Source organism: Haemophilus parainfluenzae ATCC 33392, from assembly GCF_031191205.1.
Classification (GTDB): Bacteria; Pseudomonadota; Gammaproteobacteria; order Enterobacterales; family Pasteurellaceae; genus Haemophilus_D; species Haemophilus_D parainfluenzae.
Genome location: NZ_CP133470.1, coordinates 1375964 through 1399937, shown reverse-complemented (window position 1 = coordinate 1399937; position 23974 = coordinate 1375964). Strand labels below are relative to the sequence as shown.

The 23974-nt window shown below is 39.5% G+C and carries 25 protein-coding genes; 8 read left to right on the top strand and 17 right to left on the bottom strand.

Translation table 11 applies throughout. The features are described from left to right. Positions 1-15: 15 nt before the first annotated feature. The 3 genes from RDV53_RS06900 to rlmN all read right to left on the bottom strand — a co-directional run bounded on the left by RDV53_RS06900 (position 16) and on the right by rlmN (position 2878). Positions 16-1044 carry a RodZ domain-containing protein gene (locus tag RDV53_RS06900; protein ID WP_005695589.1) on the bottom strand — a complete coding sequence of 343 codons (1029 nt, stop codon included), beginning with the start codon at positions 1042-1044 and terminating at the stop codon, positions 16-18. A 73-nt stretch (positions 1045-1117) separates the two neighbouring features. After that, the gene (gene pilW / locus RDV53_RS06895; RefSeq protein ID WP_005695588.1) at positions 1118-1660 is read right to left on the bottom strand and encodes a type IV pilus biogenesis/stability protein PilW; all 543 of its coding nucleotides are present in this window, start codon (positions 1658-1660) and stop codon (positions 1118-1120) included. 69 nt (positions 1661-1729) lie between these two features. Beyond that, entirely contained in the window at positions 1730-2878 is a 1149-nt protein-coding gene (gene rlmN, locus RDV53_RS06890; protein WP_005695586.1) for a dual-specificity RNA methyltransferase RlmN, read from the bottom strand. Between the two features lie 301 nt (positions 2879-3179). Here rlmN and RDV53_RS06885 point away from each other — a divergent pair, with 301 nt between their 5' ends. The 5 genes from RDV53_RS06885 to RDV53_RS06865 all read left to right on the top strand — a co-directional run bounded on the left by RDV53_RS06885 (position 3180) and on the right by RDV53_RS06865 (position 7668). Next, positions 3180-4055: a D-alanyl-D-alanine carboxypeptidase family protein gene (locus tag RDV53_RS06885; RefSeq protein ID WP_005695584.1), complete on the top strand. Its 876-nt coding sequence runs from the start codon at positions 3180-3182 to the stop codon at positions 4053-4055. A 154-nt stretch (positions 4056-4209) separates the two neighbouring features. Then, positions 4210-5091 carry a metal ABC transporter substrate-binding protein gene (locus RDV53_RS06880; protein ID WP_005695583.1) on the top strand — a complete coding sequence of 294 codons (882 nt, stop codon included), beginning with the start codon at positions 4210-4212 and terminating at the stop codon, positions 5089-5091. Next, positions 5091-5987, top strand: coding sequence for a manganese/iron ABC transporter ATP-binding protein (locus RDV53_RS06875; RefSeq protein ID WP_005695582.1), 897 nt, complete (start codon positions 5091-5093; stop codon positions 5985-5987). Before RDV53_RS06880 ends, RDV53_RS06875 begins: the two co-directional genes overlap by 1 nt. A 3-nt stretch (positions 5988-5990) precedes the next feature. Then, positions 5991-6842 carry a metal ABC transporter permease gene (locus RDV53_RS06870; protein ID WP_005695581.1) on the top strand — a complete coding sequence of 284 codons (852 nt, stop codon included), beginning with the start codon at positions 5991-5993 and terminating at the stop codon, positions 6840-6842. Further along, the gene (locus RDV53_RS06865) at positions 6835-7668 is read left to right on the top strand and encodes a metal ABC transporter permease (protein WP_005695579.1); all 834 of its coding nucleotides are present in this window, start codon (positions 6835-6837) and stop codon (positions 7666-7668) included. The genes RDV53_RS06870 and RDV53_RS06865 overlap by 8 nt, the downstream gene beginning before the upstream one ends. Before the next feature lie 33 nt (positions 7669-7701). On the opposite strand, the gene rlmC is transcribed toward RDV53_RS06865, so the two are convergent. From rlmC to rpmH, 11 genes are all read right to left on the bottom strand, one after another. Then, the gene (rlmC, locus tag RDV53_RS06860; RefSeq protein ID WP_005695578.1) at positions 7702-8874 is read right to left on the bottom strand and encodes a 23S rRNA (uracil(747)-C(5))-methyltransferase RlmC; all 1173 of its coding nucleotides are present in this window, start codon (positions 8872-8874) and stop codon (positions 7702-7704) included. After that, positions 8871-9914, bottom strand: a complete 1044-nt coding sequence (nagZ, locus tag RDV53_RS06855) for a beta-N-acetylhexosaminidase (protein ID WP_005695577.1) — start codon at positions 9912-9914, stop codon at positions 8871-8873. The genes rlmC and nagZ overlap by 4 nt, the downstream gene beginning before the upstream one ends. A 3-nt stretch (positions 9915-9917) precedes the next feature. Further along, positions 9918-10265 (bottom strand): DUF1425 domain-containing protein, encoded by a 348-nt coding sequence (locus RDV53_RS06850; protein WP_005695576.1) that lies wholly within the window; start codon positions 10263-10265, stop codon positions 9918-9920. Beyond that, entirely contained in the window at positions 10265-10615 is a 351-nt protein-coding gene (gene hinT, locus RDV53_RS06845; protein ID WP_005695575.1) for a purine nucleoside phosphoramidase, read from the bottom strand. Before hinT ends, RDV53_RS06850 begins: the two co-directional genes overlap by 1 nt. A 100-nt stretch (positions 10616-10715) precedes the next feature. Beyond that, complete coding sequence (gene ppiD / locus RDV53_RS06840) at positions 10716-12593, bottom strand: peptidylprolyl isomerase (protein WP_005695574.1); 1878 nt, start codon at positions 12591-12593, stop codon at positions 10716-10718. A 67-nt stretch (positions 12594-12660) separates the two neighbouring features. After that, on the bottom strand, positions 12661-13218 hold the full coding sequence (locus tag RDV53_RS06835) for a manganese efflux pump MntP (protein ID WP_005695573.1): 558 nt from the start codon (positions 13216-13218) through the stop codon (positions 12661-12663). 10 nt (positions 13219-13228) lie between these two features. Then, complete coding sequence (gene mnmE, locus RDV53_RS06830; RefSeq protein ID WP_005695571.1) at positions 13229-14587, bottom strand: tRNA uridine-5-carboxymethylaminomethyl(34) synthesis GTPase MnmE; 1359 nt, start codon at positions 14585-14587, stop codon at positions 13229-13231. Positions 14588-14713: 126 nt separating this feature from the next. After that, complete coding sequence (gene yidC, locus RDV53_RS06825; RefSeq protein ID WP_005695570.1) at positions 14714-16342, bottom strand: membrane protein insertase YidC; 1629 nt, start codon at positions 16340-16342, stop codon at positions 14714-14716. Further along, positions 16342-16605 (bottom strand): membrane protein insertion efficiency factor YidD, encoded by a 264-nt coding sequence (gene yidD / locus RDV53_RS06820; protein WP_005695569.1) that lies wholly within the window; start codon positions 16603-16605, stop codon positions 16342-16344. Before yidD ends, yidC begins: the two co-directional genes overlap by 1 nt. Next, entirely contained in the window at positions 16560-16928 is a 369-nt protein-coding gene (gene rnpA / locus RDV53_RS06815) for a ribonuclease P protein component (protein ID WP_014064016.1), read from the bottom strand. Before rnpA ends, yidD begins: the two co-directional genes overlap by 46 nt. A 12-nt stretch (positions 16929-16940) precedes the next feature. Then, positions 16941-17075 carry a 50S ribosomal protein L34 gene (rpmH, locus tag RDV53_RS06810; RefSeq protein ID WP_005539760.1) on the bottom strand — a complete coding sequence of 45 codons (135 nt, stop codon included), beginning with the start codon at positions 17073-17075 and terminating at the stop codon, positions 16941-16943. A 316-nt stretch (positions 17076-17391) separates the two neighbouring features. Here rpmH and dnaA point away from each other — a divergent pair, with 316 nt between their 5' ends. Genes dnaA through recF form a run of 3 tightly spaced genes read left to right on the top strand, consistent with a single transcriptional unit; the run spans position 17392 to position 20958 of the window. Then, entirely contained in the window at positions 17392-18759 is a 1368-nt protein-coding gene (gene dnaA / locus RDV53_RS06805) for a chromosomal replication initiator protein DnaA (protein WP_005695567.1), read from the top strand. Between the two features lie 10 nt (positions 18760-18769). Further along, positions 18770-19870, top strand: coding sequence for a DNA polymerase III subunit beta (dnaN, locus tag RDV53_RS06800; RefSeq protein ID WP_014064018.1), 1101 nt, complete (start codon positions 18770-18772; stop codon positions 19868-19870). 5 nt (positions 19871-19875) lie between these two features. After that, entirely contained in the window at positions 19876-20958 is a 1083-nt protein-coding gene (recF, locus tag RDV53_RS06795) for a DNA replication/repair protein RecF (protein WP_005695565.1), read from the top strand. Between the two features lie 63 nt (positions 20959-21021). Here recF and nagA read toward each other — a convergent pair whose 3' ends face one another. The 3 genes from nagA to nanA all read right to left on the bottom strand — a co-directional run bounded on the left by nagA (position 21022) and on the right by nanA (position 23974). Beyond that, the gene (gene nagA / locus RDV53_RS06790) at positions 21022-22167 is read right to left on the bottom strand and encodes an N-acetylglucosamine-6-phosphate deacetylase (protein WP_005695564.1); all 1146 of its coding nucleotides are present in this window, start codon (positions 22165-22167) and stop codon (positions 21022-21024) included. A 36-nt stretch (positions 22168-22203) separates the two neighbouring features. After that, positions 22204-23007: a glucosamine-6-phosphate deaminase gene (nagB, locus tag RDV53_RS06785; RefSeq protein ID WP_005695562.1), complete on the bottom strand. Its 804-nt coding sequence runs from the start codon at positions 23005-23007 to the stop codon at positions 22204-22206. Between the two features lie 88 nt (positions 23008-23095). After that, the gene (gene nanA, locus RDV53_RS06780; protein WP_005695560.1) at positions 23096-23974 is read right to left on the bottom strand and encodes an N-acetylneuraminate lyase; all 879 of its coding nucleotides are present in this window, start codon (positions 23972-23974) and stop codon (positions 23096-23098) included.

Here is a 23974-nt window from a genome sequence, read left to right as displayed (position 1 = left end):
TTCGTAAATTATTCGTTAAGGTTTTGGTAATTTAAATTTAGCCACACGGCCATCAACGGTAAGCGGATACGCTTCGCCTTTATAAGTAATACGAACGTTACCCGGCGCGCCGATAATCAATGCATAGTCATTACCATTAAAGGTTAAGACTTCGCCTTGTTTATATTCTTTTTGCGCTAAAACTTTACGGTTTTGGTCTTTCACACTAATCCAGCTTGAATTTTTGGTAATCTCAATAACGAGATCGCCTTTTACTGTTGTTGGTGCTTCAGAAATAGCGGGGGTTTCAACCGCACTTTGTGCATCTGGCACGGTCGGCTCTGTTGTGGGTTCTGTGTTAGGTAAGGTTTGTTCCACAACAGGGGCTTGAACTTGTTCAACGGTAGGGGCCGAAGTTGCGCCTGTTGAAACTTCTGCGTTTACTGGTTGAGATTGATTTTCTTGAGTATTTGAAACAACAGGTTCAGCAGCATTATTTTTTGCTTCCGTTACAGGTGCTGTTTCATTATTTGACGTTGCAGGCTGGCTATTTACCGCGACGGGAATTTCATTCGAATGAGTAACCGGTACCTCTGCTGTTTTTTCTTTTTCAACGTAGGTTTGCACTAAATTATCACGTTCTTCGTTTGATTTTTGATAATTCTGCCACCACCATAAGCCTGTCATTCCAACAGCCGCGAGTAAAATAATGGTTGTAAGTGTGCCGACCCAGCGACTATGAGAAGAGTATTGGTTTACTGAACGCGTCGCGCGTGCATTTTTACCTAAATCGTTTTTGTATGCTTCACCAAAGGTTAAATGCGCCCATTCGCTCTCAGGAATACGTAAAAATTTTGTATAACTACGCACATATCCTTTCATAAAAGTTGAGGGCACATTTTTTTGGACAAATTCATTATTTTCTAATTTTTCCAAAATACTTGGGCGCAAAGAAATTGCCTTTGCCGCATCTTCCAGAGAAAGATTTAACGCTTCGCGAGCTTGACGAAGTCTATCCCCAAAAGAGATGTCTGTTTTTTCGGTTTGTTCAAGGATTGTATTCATAGGTATAAAAAAAGAAATAGCAATAAAAAACTAAATGCTAAATTTTAAAGTCGAAAGGGGCTTTTGGCAATGATTATTTGAGTGAACGGAGCTTTTCCGCTCTAGAAGGATCAACTTGACGCAATTTATCCAATGCCTGTTGATAAACATCGGTTTGTTTTCCGGCGAAAGCACAAAGCGCCATGTTTTCGTAAGTATCGGCTTGATGGTAATAATTCGGCGCAGCGAGTGCCGCATTAAATTGTGAATAAGCTTGTTCAAACTCACCTTGCCCACATAAAAAAGCACCGAAGTTGTTATACACATCGCCTTGCTTATCATCTAACTTAATCGCCTGTAAATAAGCTTGCTTCGCTTTTTCCGGATCGCCTTGTAATTGATAAAAATGTGCAAGTGCTGAGTGCACAAGATAATATCGTTCATCATGCTCAAGGGCTTTATCTAAATTGAGTTTTGCTTGAACAAAATCATTTTGTTGAAGATAGCCTAATGCCAGTTCAACTCGCGCTTTTGCTGCTTGTTGTTTATTAAAGTCAACGGAAGACTGAGAGACACAAGCAGAAAAAACAAAAGGAAAAATGACCGCACTTAGAATGTTAATTGGGATTAATTTCATCTTATCACTCCTCTCTCTTATCACTCTTATCCGGGCAGTTTTCCCTTTACAAGTATTACTATATTTAGCTTAGTTAACAGCTTTCACGTCAATACCTTCACCAAACTTACGCTTCATTGCTGTACGTTTGGTTCGGTCGATCACATCCCCAGCCAACTGACCACAAGCAGCATCAATATCATCTCCGCGGGTTTTGCGTACAATCACCGTAAAGCCATATTCCATTAAGGTTTTTTGGAAGCGATCAACACGGCTATTTGAGCTTTTACCATAAGGCGCCTCTGGGAACGGGTTCCATGGGATCAAATTGATTTTACACGGTGTATTTTTCAACACTTTGGCTAATTGATGCGCATGCTCTGTACCATCATTCACGTGATCTAATAACACATATTCAATTGTCACTTTGCCATGGTTAGCATTCGATACTTCTAAGTATCTGTGCACTGAATCCATCAACATTCTGATGTTATATTTTTTATTGATCGGCATAATTTCATCACGCAATTCATCGTTCGGTGCGTGAAGTGAAATTGCTAATGCCACATCAATCTTATCGCGCAACATATCGAGTGCAGGCACGACACCTGAAGTGGATAAAGTCACGCGTCGTTTAGATAATCCATACGCAAAATCATCCAGCATAATTTCCATCGCAGGTACAACATTAGCCACATTCAGTAATGGCTCACCCATGCCCATCATCACCACATTAGTAATTGGACGAACACCAGTTACACCAAAATTACCGATAATTTTTGATGCACGCCAAACCTGACCGATAATTTCAGACACCGTTAAATTACGGTTAAAGCCTTGTTGTGCTGTTGAACAGAAAGTACAAGCTAAGGCACAGCCTACTTGCGAAGAGACACAAAGTGTTGCGCGATCCGCTTCTGGAATATAGACCGTTTCAACTTGTTGTTCGCCAACCTGCATCGCCCATTTAATCGTACCATCCGCAGAACGTTGTTCAACCGCAACTTCTGGCGCTTTAATTTCAGCGACCGCTTTTAATTTTTCTCGTAATTTTTTATTAATATTGGTCATATTATCGAAGTTATCTTCGCCAAAATGATAAATCCATTTCACTAATTGATCCGCACGAAATGGTTTCTCGCCTAATTCTGCAAAAAACTCACGCATCTGCTGACGCGTTAAATCCATTAAATTAATCTTTTTGGTATTCGTTTCAGATAAAAGGGGTTGTTCTAACATAAAGCCTCGTTATTACACATTACGGCGATGATGCTACTCAGAATTGAGCAACAAAAAATTCGCATATTAAAAATGAGCCGAGATTTTACAGATTTACCGACAGATAAGCTAGCAGATTTGAAAAACAACAAAAATTTTGACCGCACTTCTTTGCGATCAGCATCGCAAAAATCAAAAAAATGAAAGAAAAAAGTGCAGTTAAAAAACTTCAAATTTTTTCTCTTTCACACATCCCAAAGCCCTACAAAAACTGATAGAATGTGCACTTCGTTTTATTCTCTGAGTTAGCTATATTGAAGATATGTTAAAAAAAGTTCTTTCTGTATTGTGTTTAGTGCCTGCAGTCGCAACGGCACAATCTTATATTGTGTATGATTTCACTCATGATAGAGTGTTAGAAAGTAGCTCACCCAATCATGTGCAACCCATCGCCTCTGTCACCAAATTAATGACGGCGAATGTGTTTCTTGAAAATAATCGAAATGCAAACTGTACCGCATCGATTACTGACGATGATTACGATTACATCAAAGGCACTCATACAAAATTACCTAAATATACGCCGATTTCTTGTAATGAATTGTTAAAAGCAATGCTCGTTCATTCTGATAACTATGCTGCTCATGCACTTTCTCGTTCTGCAGGCATGAGCCGCTTACAATTCATCCAAAAAATGAATGAAAAAGCTCGAGAATTAGGCATGCGCTCTACTCGCTTTTCAGATAGCTCAGGTTTATCTGATAGCAACATTTCAAGTGCAATGGATTTGGTTAAGCTAGCCAAATACTCACTCAACAAAACTCAAATTAAAAATCTTTCTAATATGCCAAGCGCCTTTATTCAAGCAGGAGGACGTAGTGTTTTCGTCAAAAATACCAATAAATTAGTGCGTGAAGAAGTTTTCGATGCGGCAGTTAATAAAACCGGCTATATCCGCGAATCTGGCTATAATTTAGTCTTCGTAAACAAAAATCCATGTAATCACTCGACTATCGGCGTGATTAGTTTAAATAACCATTCATCTGCATTTCGTAGCAACTTTACGAAAGGAAAACTGGAACAATATGGTTGTACTGCTGGACGTAGCATGCAAAACTTTACCGTTGATGAAGCCCAATATGAAGAAGGCTATGATGAAGCGGGTATGGAGCGCCTGATCCAACAAGTTGGTGGTTAATCATTTCAAAAAAGAGCGGTCAATTTTTCACAAAATTTTCCGCTTTTTAATTTTAATCGCCTATGGATTTGATAATTATTTTCATTTGAAAATCTTATAAAAAATGGTATTATTCTGCAGAATGCTAATTAATCATTATTTTTAAGGAGATCTCATGAAGCATTTATTTAAAAGCCTATCTGTTATCGCTCTAGGTTTAGCTACTTTACAAGCCGAAGCGAAATTTAAAGTGGTAACCACATTTACTGTTATTCAGGATATTGCACAAAATGTTGCGGGCGATGCTGCGACGGTGGAATCCATCACTAAACCCGGTGCAGAAATTCACGAGTATGAACCTACCCCTAAAGATATTGTAAAAGCCCAATCTGCCGATTTAATTTTATGGAACGGATTAAATTTAGAGCGTTGGTTTGAGCGTTTCTTCCAAAATATCAAAGACAAACCAGCCGTTGTGGTAACCGAAGGCATTACGCCACTGTCTATTTATGAAGGCCCTTATAAAGATGCACCTAACCCACATGCTTGGATGTCGCCATCTAATGCGTTGATTTATGTCGAAAATATCAAAAATGCATTAGTTAAATACGATCCGCAAAATGCTGATGCTTATCAAAAAAATGCAGCGACGTATGCAGAAAAAATCAAACAACTCGATAAACCTTTACGTGAAAAACTCTCACAGATTCCTGCCGACCAACGTTGGTTAGTCACCAGTGAAGGTGCCTTTAGTTATTTAGCGAAAGATTACGATCTCAAAGAAGGCTATTTATGGCCAATTAACGCTGAACAACAAGGTACGCCTCAACAAGTGCGTAAACTTATCGATTTAGTGAAAAAAAATCACATTCCAGTGGTATTTAGTGAAAGTACTGTGTCAGCCAAACCTGCTCAACAGGTAGCAAAAGAAAGTGGAGCCAAATACGGTGGCGTGCTTTATGTCGATTCCCTTTCTGCTGCTGATGGCCCTGTACCGACTTATATCGATTTGCTCAATGTCACTGTATCTACCATTGTGAAAGGATTTGAAAAATAATGACCACACTTTCCGCTTCTATTTCCGTTAATGATGTAACCGTGCGTTACAACAACGGGCATACTGCAATTTATGATGTTTCTTTCGAATTACAGGGGGGAACCATCTGTGCCCTTGTCGGCGTAAATGGAAGCGGAAAATCAACGTTATTTAAAAGCATCATGGGATTAATCAAACCACAACAAGGCAACATAACGATTTGTGGTTTGCCAATTAATCGGGCGTTGAAACAAAATTTGATTGCCTATGTGCCGCAAGCGGAAGAAGTTGATTGGCAATTTCCTGTCTCTGTTTATGATGTTGTCATGATGGGACGCTACGGCTACATGAATTTCCTACGTATTCCAAAGGCTGAAGACAAACAAAAAGTGCTTGAAGCGATGCAACGAGTAAACATCGAGCATTTAGCTGAACGGCAAATCGGCGAACTTTCTGGTGGGCAGAAAAAACGTGTATTTTTAGCTCGAGCATTAGCACAACAAAGTAAGATTATCTTACTCGATGAGCCTTTTACGGGCGTGGATGTTAAAACTGAAAATGCCATTGTGGAACTTCTTCGCCAATTACGTGCTGAAGGACACTTAATTTTAGTTTCTACCCATAATTTAGGCTCTGTACCAGACTTCTGTGATCAAGTGGTGATGATTAACCGTACTGTGATTACAGCCGGTAAAACGGAAGATACATTCAATCAACATAATTTGGAAAAAGTCTTTGGTGGTGTATTACGACACATCAAATTATTGGGTGAAGATCTGCATAATGATGAAGATAAACGTGCTGTCACCGTGCTTACGGATGATGAACGTCCTGTTGTCTTCTATGGTGAAACCAAAAATGATCCGCCTGCAACGGCTGTAAAATCCTGTCGTCTGCCTCCGTCTGACAAGGAATAAGTCATGCTTGAATATTTACTGGAACCTTTCTCCTATGAATATATGCAAAAAGCCATGTGGATAAGTGCCGCAGTCGGTGGCATTTGTGCCTTTCTTTCTGCCTATTTAATGTTGAAAGGTTGGTCATTAATTGGTGATGCGCTTTCTCATTCCGTAGTTCCGGGTGTGGCAATTGCTTATGCCTTTTCACTCCCCTATGCTTTAGGTGCTTTTTTTGCCGGAATTTTGGCCGCACTTTCCATTTTATGGATCAAATCCATTTCTAAACTCAAAGAAGATGCCGTTATTGGCTTTATTTTCAGTACCTTTTTTGCCTTGGGATTGTTGATTATTTCCCTTAATCCAACCTCAATAAATGTGCAAAATATTATTCTCGGTAATATCCTCGGGATTGCCGATGAAGATATTTATCAAGTAGCCATTATTATGTTGATTTGCTTGGTCTTATTGCTTATTTTTTGGAAGGATCTGTTACTGATTTTCTTTGATGAAACGCAAGCAATAACAGTTGGGCTTTCGCCACTGTTTTACAAAGTTCTGTTTTTTACATTATTGAGTGCTTGTGTTGTTGCCGCATTGCAAACTGTTGGGGCGATTTTAGTAATTGCCATGGTAATTACACCAGGTGCAACCGCCTATTTACTTACCGATAAATTCAAAACTCTTATCCAGATTGCCGTAGCTTTGGGAGCAATCACTGGTTTTGTTGGTGTCTATTTAAGCTATTATCTGGATGGCGCAACAGGTGGTGTCATCGTGACATTACAAACCTTGTTATTTTTATTAGCTTTTCTATTCTCGCCGAAATACGGATTAATGAGTCAAAAACGACGTAAGGCGGTGGCCCATGAGTGAAATATTCGCTATTTTCGTTGAGCCATTTCAGTTTGACTTTATGCAAAATGCATTGCTCACTGCATTAGTGGTTGCCGTGATCTGTGCGCTACTCTCTTGCTATTTAGTGTTGAAAGGATGGTCATTGATGGGCGATGCCATTTCCCATGCAGTCCTGCCAGGTATTGTCTTAGCTTTTTTAGCTGGTATTCCATTAGTGATTGGTGCGTTTGTCTCAGGTATTACCTGTTCATTAGGGGTGGGTTATTTAAAAGAAAACAGCCGTATCAAAGAAGATACCGCTATGGGGATTGTATTTTCGGGGATGTTTGCCATTGGTTTGGTGCTGTTCACTAAAATCCAAACTTCACAACATCTCACACACATCTTATTCGGTAACGTATTAGGTGTAAGCCGACAAGAGCTGATTCAAACGGCTATCATCGCCTTGATCATTTTTATTTTACTAGGCTTAAAGCGTCGAGATTTTCTGCTTTATTGCTTTGACCCTAGCCATGCCCGTGTTGCAGGTCTCTCGCCTAAATTATTGCATTATGGCTTACTCACATTACTCGCACTCACCATTGTGAGTACGATGCAAGTCGTTGGGGTTATTCTAGTTGTAGCGATGCTAATTGCGCCTGGCATCACTGCTCTCACACTGACGAATCGATTCGATAAGATGCTAGTTATCGCGATTATCAGCGCAGTGACTGCAAGCCTATTAGGCGTACTACTTAGCTATCATTTTGATGCGTCCACTGGTGCATGCATTATTTTGTTACAAGCTTTATTTTTCTTAATTGCCCTGGTTTATAGCAAAATAAAAGTGCGGTTAAATTTCTAAATAGAAAAGCTAACAGAGATGTTAGCTTTTTTATTAGGGATTGAGTTTCAGCAATGCCAGGGCTTCATAATGCGCTGTATGCGGGAACATATCAAATAATTGAATTTGAGTAAGTTTATAATTGGTTAGATGCTGCAAATCTTTTCCCATGGAAATCGCTTTACAGCTGGAATAAAGAATAAAGTGCGGTTGCATTTCATTGAGAAATTCAGCGAGTTCCTTTCCGATGCCTCGACGAGGCGGATTGACGATCACCAAATCGGGTTTGTTTTCATCTTGTGTTAAAGCAAAATTAGCCGCATCCAAAGATTGGAATTTAACGTTGTTTAGACCTAACACCTGGGCGGATAGAGTCGCCGCTTGAATAGCTGATGGGGAAATTTCAATCCCAGTCAATTCCACTTCTTGTTGATGTTTATCTTGTAAAGCTTTGGCACAATGCAGTCCAAAACCTCCAACGCCACAAAAGAGATCCCAAAGTTTAGTAATAGGCAAATCTTGCACCCAATCTTGTGCCGTTGCATATAACCCTTGTGCGATAAGTGGATTCGTTTGGAAGAAACCTTGAGGGCGAATAAAGAGCGGAATACCGTTAAAGCTTTCTGATAAGATGTGCTGATCCGTTAAAAAGATTTCTTTCTCACCTTCTAAGATTGCGGCGTGTTGAGGTTGGATATTCACACTCACCACTTCAAGTTGTGGCAATTTTTCCAATAAGCCTTCAAATTCACGTTGAATTAACGGCAATTTAGTTTCTGAACGTAATACAAAACGCAACATCAATTTTTTTGTATGTTGGCTTTCTGTAAGCAGAATATATTTGAGCTCACCTTTTTGTTTAGCTACGTTATAAGGGACTAAGCCAGCGCGTCCAATAAAATCTTTTAGAATCGGGAATAGCTCTGCAAAACATTTTGGATAAAGCGGACAATCACATAAGTCCACCGCACTTTGAGGATCATTCGGGTCTTGTAAAATACCTAGAATGGGACGTTCCACCGCGCCACTTACAACCATCTTCGCTTTATTACGAAAGGCAGACTCGGAGGAAAAAAATGGCGGATGGCAAATTAAATTATTACAATCTAATTTGGCAAGTTGTTGCTTAAGATGCTCTTCTTTCTTGGCGAGTTGCTGTTCATAAGGCATTTCAAGCCATTGACAAGAACGGCAATCGCCCTTTTGATAATGGTGGCAATCAATCATTTAGAAGCAAGCCACTCTTGTTGAAGTGCGGTCAGTTTTTGATGATTTTCAATCCAACGTGAAGTTTTGGTGAGCGCTGACCAATCAAAGGATTTTTGTTTAAAGAGCGATTTCAAGCGAGCTTCGCGGGCTGCAAAATGCTCTGTGGTTTCCTCTAACTTCAGATTATCAAGCACTTGAATGACACCTTCACGTTCATTACAAAGCAATAATAAGTCACAACCAGCATTCAAGGCTTTTTCACTGCGAGCCACAAAATCGCCCATAAAACCAGCTCCCTTCATGCCTAAATCATCAGAGAAAATTGCCCCCTGGAAGCCCAGCTGTTTACGCAAAATTTCTTTTAACCAATAACTCGAACCACTTGCTGGTTGACTATCACATTGTGCATAAATCACATGAGCCGGCATAATCGCATCGAGCTTACTCTGTTGAATTAATTGCTGGAATGGCAAAATATCATGATTAAAAATCACGTCTTTTGCTCGCTCATCATAAGGCGTTTCAAGATGAGAATCAGCTAAAACATGACCATGTCCTGGGAAATGTTTTCCTGTTGTTGCCATGCCTGCTTGGTGCATACCATCAATAAAAGCAGCTGCCAAATTGACCGCACTTTTTACATCGCAGCCAAAACTACGATCGCCAATCGCACGACATTCATGCCCCAAATCCAACACCGGAGCAAAACTCAAATCAATATCTAGTGCCACCATTTCAGCCGCCATTTGCCAGCCCGCTTCTTTTGCTATTTGCTGTTGCTGAGTTGAATCCTCAACTAATGCCGCAAAAGCCTGCATTGCAGGGAGCTGAGTGAAACCTTCACGGAAACGTTGCACGCGACCACCTTCCTGATCGACCGTGATCAATAAAGGCTTTTTCACTCGTTGACGAATGGATTTGATTAGCGCTTGAACTTGCTGATGATCATAAAAATTGCGGGTAAATAAAATCAAACCAGCAACTAAAGGATGTTCCAGTAATTCAACTTCTTCTTGTTTGAGTTCATGACCTTCAAGGTCAATTAATAATGTGGACATAAACTATTGTAAATAAAGACGATAATTGGTGCTTTCTGTGCTTGGTTTTGGTAGTTCAAACACTTTCTTTTCTTGCGGTTGCAATAAAATATTGCCTGATTGGCTTTCTTGCTGATTTGGCCAAACTTGCGTTACACCTTGTGTGTTATACCAATAAAGATGGTAAAGCACATTGAGCTGTTGCGTAGTTTTATTTTTTAAAGCCGCGGTATTATCCGACAAATCGACATCTAAAGCCGGTGCTAAATTTGCCGCCATATTTAAAATTGGCTTATTGGTTCCCACAATATTTGGTGTAGATGAACAAGCAGTTAAAAATAATACCGTTGCTGTAATGAGGATCTTTTTCATTATTTCGCCAACATTCTACCTAAAGGTTCACCACCAACAAGATGCATATGGATATGGAATACTTCTTGTCCACCGTGTTTATTACAGTTCACGATTAAACGATAACCGTCTTCGGCAATACCTTCTTCTTTAGCGATTTTAGCCGCGACCGTAAATAAGCGACCTAAGGTGACTTCATCTTGTTCTGTCACATCATTAACCGTTGGAATCACTTTATTTGGGATAATCAAAATATGGGTTTTCGCTTGTGGTGAAATATCACGGAATGCGGTCACTAATTCATCTTGATAAACAATATTGGCAGGAATTTCTTTGCGAATAATTTTGCTGAAAATGGTTTCTTGAGCCATAGTCTTCTCCTTATTTTATATAAAAAAGTGCGGTCAAAATTTACCGCACTTTGCTTTTATTTTCCATCAGAAATTGATGATGAATGATATTTCAATCGGCTTAGTGAGCTGCACCTTCTTCTGAATCATCTTGATTAATAAAGGTATTATTAATCTCAATTTGTGCTTTTTCACGTAATGCTTGCATTAACTGTCCTTGCAATTCACCTTGACGTGCACGAACAAGTTGCGTGCTAAATTTCGCTAATTCTTGCTCACTTAAAGTAGGTTCTTCTACACGTTCAAGGGCAATCACAACCACATCACCTTTGCTGTTCCGGGCAACTTGATACGCCGCTTTATCATCTTGTGGTTTAGCAATAGCAAACACACCTTCATAAAGCATTGGATCTTTATTATCCATTAACGTAAAGGTTTGTGGTTCACTAAAACTAATGCCTGCTGGTAATTTTGTAGAATCAGTAGATAGTGCTTTAACCGCTTGCTCTGCTTTTTCAGCTAATACTTTATCGGCTTTTTCACGTTTTAAGAATTGCTCAATCGTTGATTTTGCTTCATCAAGGCTTTGTAAACCTTCAGCTTTATGATCCACGACACGTACCACTACAAATTCATTTTCACCTACAGTTAATGGCTCAGAATTTGCACCACCGTTTGCAATATCAGATTCAAAAATAGCAGAAGTCACATTTGGGAAATTTAATGCCGCAGGGACATTGTTTTTACCAAAGTAATCCGTTTCTTCCACTTTCACACCTGCAGCATCCGCTACCGCAGCTAATGAATCACTGCTTTCGGCTGCTTTTTCACGAACGGCTTTTTCTACTGCTTGGAAACGGCTTTCTGCTAAGTTTTTACGCACAGTATCCGCGATTTGTTCTTTCACTTCTTCTAAAGTACGTTCTTTACGATCTTGCACTAAAATAATATGGTAAGCCCCATCCACATTAACCGGTGTGCTGTATTGACCAACATTTAACAATAATGCTGCATCTTCAAAGTTTTTCGGTAATTCGTTGTCTTTTACCCAACCTAATTCACCGCCTTGAGCACCAGAAAGTTTATCTAGGGATTTTGTTTTTGCTAACTCAGCAAAATCAGCACCTTTTTTCAGTTCTTGATAAACGGAATCCGCTTCTTTCTCAGTTGATAATTGAATATGTGCTAATTTTTGGCTAATGAATTGCGCTTTATTTTCTTGATAATATTGTGCAATTTGTGTTTCAGTGACAGGTTGTAACTTACCTAATTCATTTGCTGAGACGTGAATATATTGCACTTTCGCTTGTTCAGGTTGAACAAGTGATTTCGCATTCGCATCGTAATACGCTTTAATTTCTTCGTCCGTTACTTTTTGTTTTGCAATTTCATCGGCTAATGGAAGAGTTGCAAGACGAGCGATACGTTTTTGGAAAAAGACTTGTGCGTTATCTTTCACTTGAGCCGGCACGACAAACTCACTGTCAGCCAAACCGTTTTGCATTTGTTCAAGTGTTAATGCATTACGTAAAATAGCCGCATAAGTATCGGATGTTAAGCCATTTTGGGACAATAATTGTTGATAGCGCACGTTATCAAATTTACCGTTAGATTGTAAGTTAGGATCGCTCACAATCGCGCGCTTGATCATCTCATCACTTACACCTAATTTTAATTCTTTCGCATATTGACGGATTAACTCTTGATCAACCAAACGTTGAATTAAATTTTGACGAAGTGCGGTCACAAATTCCACAGAGTCAGTTTTCGCTAGGAAGCTCTCGCCTTCTTGTTGAGCTCTAGCTTCAAACTCTTGGTTATAACGATTTAAGAAATCTTGTTGAGAGATTGTCTCGCCATTTACTTTTGCCGCAAAACTATCATTGCTGCTATACAGATAACCTGACATCCCACCAATCAAAAATGAAACTGGAATTAAAGCAAAGATCGCTTTTCCGATAAAACTATGGGCGATGCCATGCATTTTTTCAATTAACATTCAATTATTACCCTTTTAAAAAAGACAAAGTTCATAGGATTATAATCTAAAAGGCGAAAATTCGCACTTAAAAAACACCATGTTCGTGTAGGATTTTCACAGCCATGACTAATAACACTAAACCGCCAAAAATCTCTGCTTTGCTTTTGAATTTTTTCCCTAAAAAATGACCGCTCTTTACACCAATAAAAGAGATGACAAAGGTGATTAAACCAATGATAAATACAGCCAACACAATGTCTACGGAAAGAAAAGCAAAAGAGACACCAACGGCTAACGCATCAATGCTCGTTGCCACACCAAGTGTTAGTAAGTGTTTTAAACTAATCAATGATGGAGCGGGTTCATCATCTGAACTCAACCCTTCACGAATCATATTCACACCAATAAGCACAAGTAAAGCAAAGGCAATCCAATGGTCCCAATTTTGAATCATCTGACTAAATTGTAGCCCGACAACATAGCCGATTGCCGGCATAATGCCTTGAAATAGTCCAAAACAGCATGCAATGGCAAGCGCTTGTTTCCATCGAAAAGCCCGCATTGCCAAACCTTTGGAAATGGATACCGCAAACGCATCCATAGAAAGACCCAAAGCAATGACCCACAACATATGAAAAGTCATAACCTAAAACCTATTTTCCAATACAGAAAGAACTGAAAATATTCCCGAGTAAATCATCCGAGGTAAATTGCCCCGTAATTTCACTGAGGTTAGCTTGTACTAAACGAAGTTCTTCCGCTAACAATTCACCAGCATGAAACTCGGTTAATTGAACTAATCCAATTTGTAAATGTTCGGCCGCTTTTTCTAAAGCATCAAGATGACGACGACGTGCTAAGAAGCCACCTTCCATCCCTGTTTGGAAACCCATCGCCTGTTTTAAATGCTCACGTAATAAATCTACGCCTTGATGAGTTTGAGCCGATAAACAAATGGTCGTTGTTCCATTTTCTTCTTTTAGTCCAACTGCCTCGCCGCTTAAATCTACTTTATTGCGGACAATGGTCACCGGCATATTATTTGGCAATTTTGATAAAAATTCTGACCGCACTTTTTCAATATGTTGGCTATCAGGATCGCTGCTGTCCAACATCAAAATTATACGATCGGCTTGCTCAATTTCAGTCCACGCACGCGAGATGCCGATACGTTCAACTTCGTCTGTCGCTTCACGAAGTCCTGCAGTATCAATAATATGTAAAGGCATGCCATCAATATGAATATGCTCACGCAATACATCGCGCGTCGTTCCCGCAATATCTGTCACAATAGCCGCTTCTCTGCCCGCTAAAGCATTCAGTAAGCTGGATTTACCCGCATTTGGACGACCCGCAATCACCACTTTCATCCCTTCACGTAAAATCGAGCCTTGTTTCGCTTCGCTACGGACTAAATCAAGTTGATTAATAATTTCTCGTAATTTTGCTTCAATTTTACCGTCTGCCAAGAAGTCAATTTCTTCATCGGGGAAATCAATCGACGCTTCCACATAAGTACGAAGATAAATGACGGAATCCACCAACTGATTCACTTTATTAGAAAATTCACCTTGTAATGATTTTAATGCCGAACGAGCGGCTTGCTCCGAAGTGGCATCAATCAAATCTGCAATAGCTTCTGCTTGAGCTAAATCTAATTTATCGTTTAAAAAAGCCTGTTCTGAAAATTCACCGGGACGCGCAAGACGAACACCATCAAGTTGTAAGATTCGTTTTAGCAACAAATCTAATACTACTTGGCCGCCATGACCTTGTAATTCCAATACATCTTCACCAGTAAAGGAATTTGGTGATTTAAAATAAAGCGCAATGCCTTGATCTAATACTGTGCCATCGGCATCTTTAAAAGGTAAATAGTCTGCCATTCTTGGTTTAGGGCATTTACCTAGTACAGCTTGTGCCACTTCAAGGGCTTTCGGGCCGGATACACGCAAAATACCAATACCGCCACGTCCTGGCGCTGTCGCTTGTGCAACGATTGTTTCTTTCATAAAAACTCACTAAAAATTGACCGCACTTTTATTGGCGATTAAAAAATGAGAGGGCGCATTAATACGCCCATGAGATTATATATCAATCAATGATAGAAAAAGGCATCTTTCGATGCCTTCTATCTGTTATTTTTTACGGGTATGTAACCCTTTTTTCTCTAAACCACGGTAGATCATTTGTTGCTGTACGATAGTGATTAAGTTAGACACTAACCAGTAAAGTACTAGACCTGCCGGGAACCAGAGGAAGAAGAACATGAAGATCAACGGCATGAAGTTCATCACTTTTTGTTGCATTGGATCGGCAACTGGTGTCGGTGACATTTTTTGTAACAAGAACATTGATCCGCCCATTAAGATTGGGAGAATATAGTAAGGGTCTTGTGCCGATAAATCTTGAATCCAACCAAAGAATGGCGCATGGCGAAGTTCAACCGCTTCCATAAACGTCCAGTATAATGCAATGAAAATTGGCATTTGGAGGATTAATGGTAAGCAACCACCAAGTGGATTTACTTTTTCTTCTTTGTAAAGTTTCATCATTTCTTGGCTCATACGTTGACGATCATCACCAAAACGTTCGCGCATTTCTTGCATTTTTGGTTGCAACATACGCATTTTCGCCATAGAAGTGTATTGTGCTTTTGTAAGCGGATATAAAATCGCTTTAACCACTAAGGTGACACAAATAATTGCCACACCCCAGTTAGATACAATACTTTGAATGAACGTTAATAACCAGAATAATGGTTTTGCGATGAACCATGCCCAACCGTAATCAACGGTTAAGTCTAAGTGGTTAGCCACTTCAGCCATTTTGTTTTGTAATTTTGGACCAGTCCATAATGAGCTAGTAATAGTCTCTGTTGCCCCAGCTGGAATAGAAACGACTGGACCACGATAACCAATAGACGCAACGTTATTTTTGCTGTCTGTAATACTATAAAGTTGGTTATTTACATCTTGATTTGGGATCCAAGCTGATACGAAATAGTGTTGTAACACAGCAACCCAACCTGCTTTGGTATCGATAGAAAGATTTTTGTCTTTCATATCGCTGAAGCTGTATTTTTTGTAATTGGTTTCAGAAGAAGAATACGCACCACCGGTATAAGTAGGCATTGCCACGTTACCGCTGCTTTCAACTAATGTATGCTTTAATTGACCGTAAGGCTCAACTTCAATTGCGCTACCACTTTGATTCACAATTTCAAAGTTAACACCTACATCGTAACTATCACGTTTTAATACAAAGATTTTACGATAAGTCACACCATCTTTTTCAAGTGTTAATGGCACAGAAAGTTCATTTTGACCTTCTGCTAATTTGAAATTGTCGCCAGTAACTTGATATTGTGCACGACCTGCTTTTGTATCGATCCCGTTTTTACCGATCAAGCCGCTTTGTGCAATGTAAACATGCTCGTTTGTATCTTTTAACAAGACGAAAGGTTCTTTTGAACCTAATTCTGCATCATATTTTAATAATTCAGAACTGATTACATCACCACCTAATGTATCCACTTTCAAACGGAATACATCATTTTCTAATGTAATAATGTGACCTTTGGTTTGTGAGTCTGCCACTACTTCGGCAGATGAAGAAGAACTTGCCGGTACATCAGAAGAGGCGGTTGTTGTTTGTTCCGTGGTCTGTTGTTGAACCGGTGGATTTTTATCAAGTTGCCATTGCTGATAAACAAGGAAAGAAATAAAGAGTAGTGCAAGCACTAATAGGCTACGTCTTGAGTCCATTATTTTTTCTCATCGTTATTATTAATCTTTTTCGGTGGAACAGGATCGAATCCACCGGCGCTTAAGGGGTGACATTTTAATACACGTTTTAGAGTAAGCCAACTACCTTTTAACAATCCATGTGTTTTTAACGCCTCAATACCATAACAAGAACAGGTTGGCACAAAACGACAACGCGGCCCGATTAAAGGGCTAATCGCTACTTGATAAAACTTAATTAGAGCGATGAGGATTTTTGTGCCAAACGAATGTGACGTGCCCATAATTTATCCAAAGTTTGTAAAAACGTTTGATTATCAAGCTGACCAATGCCACGTTTCGCCACAAAGACAAAGTCACAAGAAGGCAAATTATGTTGGGATAAACGAAAACTTTCACGAACTAAACGTTTGATACGATTACGATCATGTGCTCGTTTAAGATGTTTTTTAGCCACAGTTAAACCTAAGCGTGGATGCTCAAGATTATTTTTGCGTGCGAGAATGGTAATTTCAGGGGTGCTTGCTCGAAACGGTTGTTCGAAGACATTTTTGAATTGAGTGGGAGTTAACAATCGTAACTCCCGAGAGAAGTTTAGCTTAATCACTAACAGAGGTGATTATGCAGATAAACTCTTACGACCTTTAGCACGACGACGAGCTAAAACTTGACGGCCGTTTTTAGTTGCCATACGAGCACGGAAACCGTGAGTACGGCTACGTTTTAATACAGAAGGTTGAAATGTACGTTTCATTGTAATCTACCTAAATCAAAATGGTTTACTGTTTTGATATTCAAAACACAACAAGGGTTATAAAAAATAGACCGCAATTTTAATCATAAATTGGGCTTTCGTCAAACAAGAAAAGAGAAAATTCCGAAATAATCTTCCGTTTCTTCTAAAATCGTGGGGATTATACGGATTTTGGACAAAATCTCAAGCAACCTTTTTGTCTTTTTTTGACGACCAACAGAAGATCTTTTGCCTAAATTATTGTAAAATTCTCTTCGATTTTTAACCGCACTTTTGCGGCTTTTATTTTATACGCATAACATAAGGATAATTTATCGTGAGCCTTTCTACCCTATGGCAAGATTGCTTATCACAACTACAAGATCAAGTTTCCCCGATGGATCTCAGCACGTGGTTACGCCCATTACAAGCGGATGTCATCTCGCAAGATCAAGTGGTGTTATATGCGTCAAATATGTTTGTGAAAAGCTGGGTAGAAAATCATTACTTGGCCCAAATTCATCAAATTTGCCAAGCCCTTGCTAAAAATCCAAATTTACAAATTATCGTAAAAGAAGGGGTAAAACCAGCTCCAAAAGCCGTTGAACCAGCCTCAACTCAAACGAATAATCATCAAGAAAGTGCGGTCAATTTTCAGCAAGAATCTGATGTTCCCACTAAATTTGAATCTCATCTAAACCATAAACATTTATTTGAAAACTTTGTTGAAGGTAAATCAAACCAACTCGCTCGTGCAGTAGGCCAAAAACTCGCCCTTGCACCTGGTGAACCAACGGCAAACCCATTCTTTTTATATGGTGGTACAGGTTTAGGTAAAACCCACTTATTACACGCAATCGGTAACGGCATTTTAGCGAATAAACCGAATGCCCGCGTGCTTTATATCCATGCAAATAACTTTATGCAGCACATGGTAAAAGCAATGCGTGATAATAAAATGGATCAATTCAAAAAATTCTATCGTTCTCTTGATGCATTATTAGTGGATGATATTCAATTCTTTGCAGAGAAAGAAAAAACACAAGAAGAATTTTTCCATATTTTCAACAATTTATTTGAAACTGGCCGTCAAATTATTTTGACCTCTGACCGCTATCCAAAAGAAATTGAGAAAATTGAAGAACGCCTAAAATCTCGCTTCGGTTGGGGTTTAACCACTGCGATTGAGCCACCTGATTTAGAAACCCGTGTTGCGATTTTGCTGAAAAAAGCGGAAGAACATCATATGGAACTGCCAGAAGAAGTGGCATTCTTTATTGCCCAGCGCTTACGCACCAATGTTCGTGAATTAGAAGGTGCCTTAAACCGTGTGAAAGCGATGCAAGACTTCAAAGGTGGTCACATTGATATTGATTTTGTCCGTGACACATTAAAAGATATTCTCGCCTTACAAGAACGTTTGGTAACCATTGAAAATATTCAGAAAGTCGTGGCAGAATACTATCGAATTAAAGTGGCGGATTTAAAATCAAAAAGCAGAGCAAGATCAGTCACTCGCCCCCGCCAAGTGGCAATGGCGTTAGCAAAAGAATTAACCAATAAAAGCTTACCGGAAATTGGCCGTGCCTTTGAACGCGACCATACGACAGTCTTAAATGCCTGCCGTGAAGTGCCTAAATTCCGTGAAAAAGACAGCAGTATTCAAGAAGACTGGGCGAATTTAATTCGCACATTATCTGCATAAGGAGCCAATGATGCAATTTAGCATTTCAAGAGAAAATCTACTAAAACCCTTACAGCAAGTTTGTGGCGTATTAAGCAATCGTCCGAATATTCCTGTATTAAACAACGTATTATTACAAATTGAAGATAACCGTTTAACGATTACAGGTACAGACCTTGAAGTTGAGCTTTCTAGCTATACTCAACTTTCTTCTTCAACCGCTGATGGTGCGTTCACCATTCCGGCTAAAAAATTCTTAGATATTTGTCGCACGCTATCAGATGAATTTGAAATTACGGTCACCTTTGAGGAAGATCGTGCCATTGTAGAGTCTGGTCGCAGTAAATTTAATCTCACTACGCTACCTGCAGAAGAATACCCAAATCTGACAGATTGGCAATCTGAAGTGGATTTTGCCTTACCGCAAAGCACCTTACGTCGCTTAATTGAAGCAACCCAATTTTCAATGGCAAATCAGGATGCCCGCTATTTCTTAAACGGCATGAAATTTGAAACCGAAGGTAATTTACTACGTACTGTTGCAACTGACGGTCACCGTCTTGCTGTTTGTACGATTGAATTAGATCAAGATCTGCAAACTCATTCGGTTATTCTGCCACGTAAAGGGGTATTAGAACTGAATCGCCTATTAGAAAGCAGTGATGAACTTGCTCGTTTGCAAATTGGTACAAATAATCTTCGTATCCACTTAAACCACATTGTATTTACCTCAAAACTCATTGATGGTCGCTTCCCTGATTACCGTCGTGTTTTACCACGTAATGCAACGCGTATCGTAGAAGGAAACTGGGAAACCTTAAAACAAGCTTTTGTACGTGCTTCGATTCTTTCAAATGAACGTGTACGTAGTGTGCGTTTAAACTTAAGTGAAAACCAACTTAAAATTACCGCATCTAACCCTGAACACGAAGTGGCAGAAGAAATCGTGGATGTAAATTACCAAGGTGAAGAAATGGAAGTGGGTTTTAATGTGACTTACATTTTAGACGTATTGAATGCCTTAAAATGCCAACAAGTACGTATCCGCCTCACAGATGCGTCATCAAGCTGCTTAATTGAAAACAGCGAAGATGCAAGCGCAGAATACGTCATTATGCCAATGCGCCTCTAGAAATAATGGCCATTTCCCGCTTAATTGTTGAAAAATTTAGAAATTTAAATGCCGTGGATCTTGAATTTGATCACGGCTTTAACTTTTTAGTCGGCAATAACGGCAGCGGAAAAACGAGCTTATTAGAAGCTATTTTTTATCTCGGGCATGGTCGCTCTTTCAAAAGTGCGGTCTCAAATCGCATCATTTCTTACGACGAACCTCATTTCACGCTTTTTGGCCAAATTCAAGAAAGCCAGCATCAATGGGCTGTTGGCTTACAAAAACTTCGTCAAGGTAATACCATCGCGAAAATAAACGGTGAAGACGGCAATAAAATTGCTGATCTCGCTCACCTTTTACCCATGCAATTAATTACGCCTGAAGGACTTACCCTATTAAATGGCGGACCTAGTTTTCGACGTGCATTTTTAGATTGGGGCTTATTCCACCACCATAATAGTTTCCATTCCTCTTGGGTTGCCTTAAACCGTTTATTAAAACAACGAAATGCCGCACTCAGTCAAAATCAGCCTTATTCTACAATAAAAATATGGGACATTGAATTAGCTAAATTAGCCCACCAAGTGAGTGATTGGCGAGCTGAATACGCAGAGGCCTTACGCCCAGAAATTGAAAAAACCTGCCAGTTATTTTTACCTGAATTAGAGATTACTGTGAGTTTTCATCAAGGCTGGGAGAAAGAGACAGAATATGGCGAATTACTGGCGCAAAACTTTGAGCGAGACAAAGCCATTGGCTATACGGTTTCAGGTCCACAAAAAGCCGATTTCCGTTTTAAAGCAAATGGATTACCGGTTGAAGATGTACTCTCTCGTGGCCAATTGAAATTATTGATGTGTGCGCTACGCTTAGCGCAAGGTGAACATTTAATGATTCAAAAACAACGCCATTGTATCTTTCTAATTGATGACTTTGCCTCAGAGTTGGATCAGCATAAACGCGCCCTGCTTGCGGAACGCTTGCAACAAAGTGGTTCTCAGGTCTTTGTTACTGCCATCACTCAAGGGCAACTCAAAGAAATGCAAGTAGAAAAAGGAAAATTGTTCCAAGTAGATACCGGTAAGATCTCCGAGCTGCAGCCATAAAAAATAATCCGATCTGTTTAAGGATCGGATTACGTTTAAAATAATACTATTTTTGACCGCACTTTAGTTCGGTTTCCATTCACCGTTTAATACGGTACCAATCACATCATAATCCTTTGTGAACACCGCCAAGTTTGCGACTTTACCCGCTTCAACTGAGCCTAAACGATCATCTACGCCAATTGCTCTCGCAGGGTAAAGGTTACTCATGCGAATCGCTTCTGCTAATGGAATTTCTACATACTCCACCGCATTTTTAATAGATTCCATCATGGTAATTGATGCGCCTGCAATCGTACCATTTGCATCGTAGCAACGGCCTTCTTTCACATAAATTGGTTTTCCTACAAAGGTGAAAGTTTCCAATTCAGGTGGTGCACCTGCAGCAGCAAGAGAATCGGTTACGATACAAAGTTTGTCACCTTTCGCTTTTTTATCTAAGCGAACATTACCAAAATTCACATGCACACCATCTACAATAATGCCCGTGTAAACATCGGAATCTAGCACTGCACCAACTACGCCCATTGCACGTCCTGAACTGATCGGCGACATCGCATTGTGTAAGTGAGTTGCAAAGGTTGCCCCTTTATGAAAGGCCGCTTTCGCCACTTCATAAGTCGCATTAGAATGACCAATAGACACAATAATGCCTGCTTTCACAAAATCAGGAATATATTGCACCGTTGGGTTTTCAGCGGCAATGGTCAGTTTGGTGATAACATCCGCGTTATCACATAAGAAATCTTTCATCTCTGGTGTCGCTTCACGGATATATTCTGGGCGATGCACGCCTTTTTTCTCTAAGCTCAAATAAGGTCCTTCGATGTGTAAGCCAAGCGCTTGATTTTTATGCTTATTCAAATACTCACGCATGGTATTTACTGCATATTTAATATCTTCATCCGGTGCAGTAATAAACGTTGGCAAGAAACTCGTACAGCCTGATTTCAAGTTAGTGGCTTGCATGATTTCTAATGTTTCTACGCTTGTTTGATCGTTAAACATCACGCCACCACAACCATTTAATTGCAGATCAATAAAGCCTGCTGTGAGATTATGCCCTTTTAAATCAATAGTTTTAATCCCACTTTCTAATTCACTTTGTGGAATAACAGATTGAATATATTCCCCTTCAATAACCACCGCATAATCTCTTAACACTTCATTTTTCGTGTAGATTACACTGTTAATTAATGCATACTTCATCATACCTTCCTAAAATCCAATTAAAATTAACCGCACTTATAATACACTATGAATCGCGCGTCCTTCCAATTCAGTAAAATATTTCACTGTTTTGACTTTCAATTCTTGCAATGCAGGCTCATCACATACCAAAACGAAATGACGATGAAGCTGTAAAGCACTTACCGTCCAAAGGTGATTAATGCCACCTTCTACTGCTGCTTGTACAGCTAAGGCTTTATTATGACCCGTTGCTAAAATCATCACTTCTTCAGCATCAAGTAATGTCCCTACACCGATTGTTAAAGCATATTTTGGTACTTGATTTACGTCATTATTAAAGAAACGAGAATTCGCGATAATAGTATCTGGCGTTAAAGTTTTAATACGGGTACGTGAACTTAAAGAAGACGCTGGCTCATTGAAGGCAATATGCCCATCAACACCTACACCACCCATAAACAAATGAATTTTACCGTAAAATTTAATTTTTTCTTCATAGCGGCGGCATTCTTCATCATGGTCATTGGTATTACCATTTAAAATATTGATATTTTGCGGTTGAATATCAATATGGTTGAAGAAATTATTATGCATAAAACTGTGATAGCTTTCTGGATGTTCTTTTGGCAAGCCCACATATTCATCCATATTGAAGGTCACCACATGTTTAAAACTCACTTCTCCTGCTTGATTTAATTTAATCAATTCTTGATAGGTCTTAAGTGGCGTACCACCTGTTGGTAAACCTAATACAAAAGGACGTTCTGCAGTAGGTTTAAAATGATTAATTCGATCAGCAATATGACGCGCCGCCCAACGGCTGACTTGTTGTTCATTGTTCAGAGGAATGAGACGCATAATAACCTTCCTTATCAGTACCACACCGACATTCTTTCCTCTCCGATAGAGAGAGGAAAGAAGTAAGTGCGGTCACTTTTCCATTAATTTATAAATATTTTGCTTTTAACTCTTTCGCTTTCGCTAATTGCTCTGGCGTTGCTTTCGCTGTCATTGGCTCACGGCAATAACCTGCATCCACGCCATCTAGTTTCAATAACTCTTTGATAGTGAGATATAAGCCATTCGCTAAAATGCCTTCGATAAGATCATTGGTCACATGTTGAACTTGAAGCGCATCAGCCAACTTACCTTGTTTGGTTAATTCAAAGATTTGTCTTGCGCGTACACCATTAACGTTGAATGTACTACCAATTGCACCATCCACACCTAAAGATACTGCAGGTACCATCATTTCATCAAAACCAGCCCAAATGAGATGATTTGGATAAGCTTTTTTCAAGCGTTCTAATAGATAGAAATCCCCAGCGGTAAATTTCACACCAAGCACTTTCGGGTTTTTATAAAGTTCGCCGAATTGCTCAATGCCCATATTCACGCCAGTTAAGAACGGAATTGAGTACACGATCATGTTATTGCCTGTTTCTGCAATAATGGTGTCGTAGTAATGTTTGATTTCAGGGAAGCTGAATTTATAGTAGAAAGGTGTTACCGCAGAAAGGCTGTCATAGCCTAATTCGGTTGCATATTTACCTAATTCCACTGCTTCATGTAAGTTCACGCTACCTACTTGTGCGATTAGCGCTACTTGGTCTTTTGCTTCATCTTTCGCGATACGGAAAATTTGTTTTTTCTCTTCCGTAGAAAGCATAAAGTTTTCACCTGTTGAGCCGCCTACATATAAACCATCAATTTTCATCTTATCAATGTTATAGCGAATAATCTCGCGTAAGCCTTTTTCATTGATAGAGCCATCTTCATTGAATGATACTAATAACGCACTAAAAATACCTTTTAAGTTACGCAT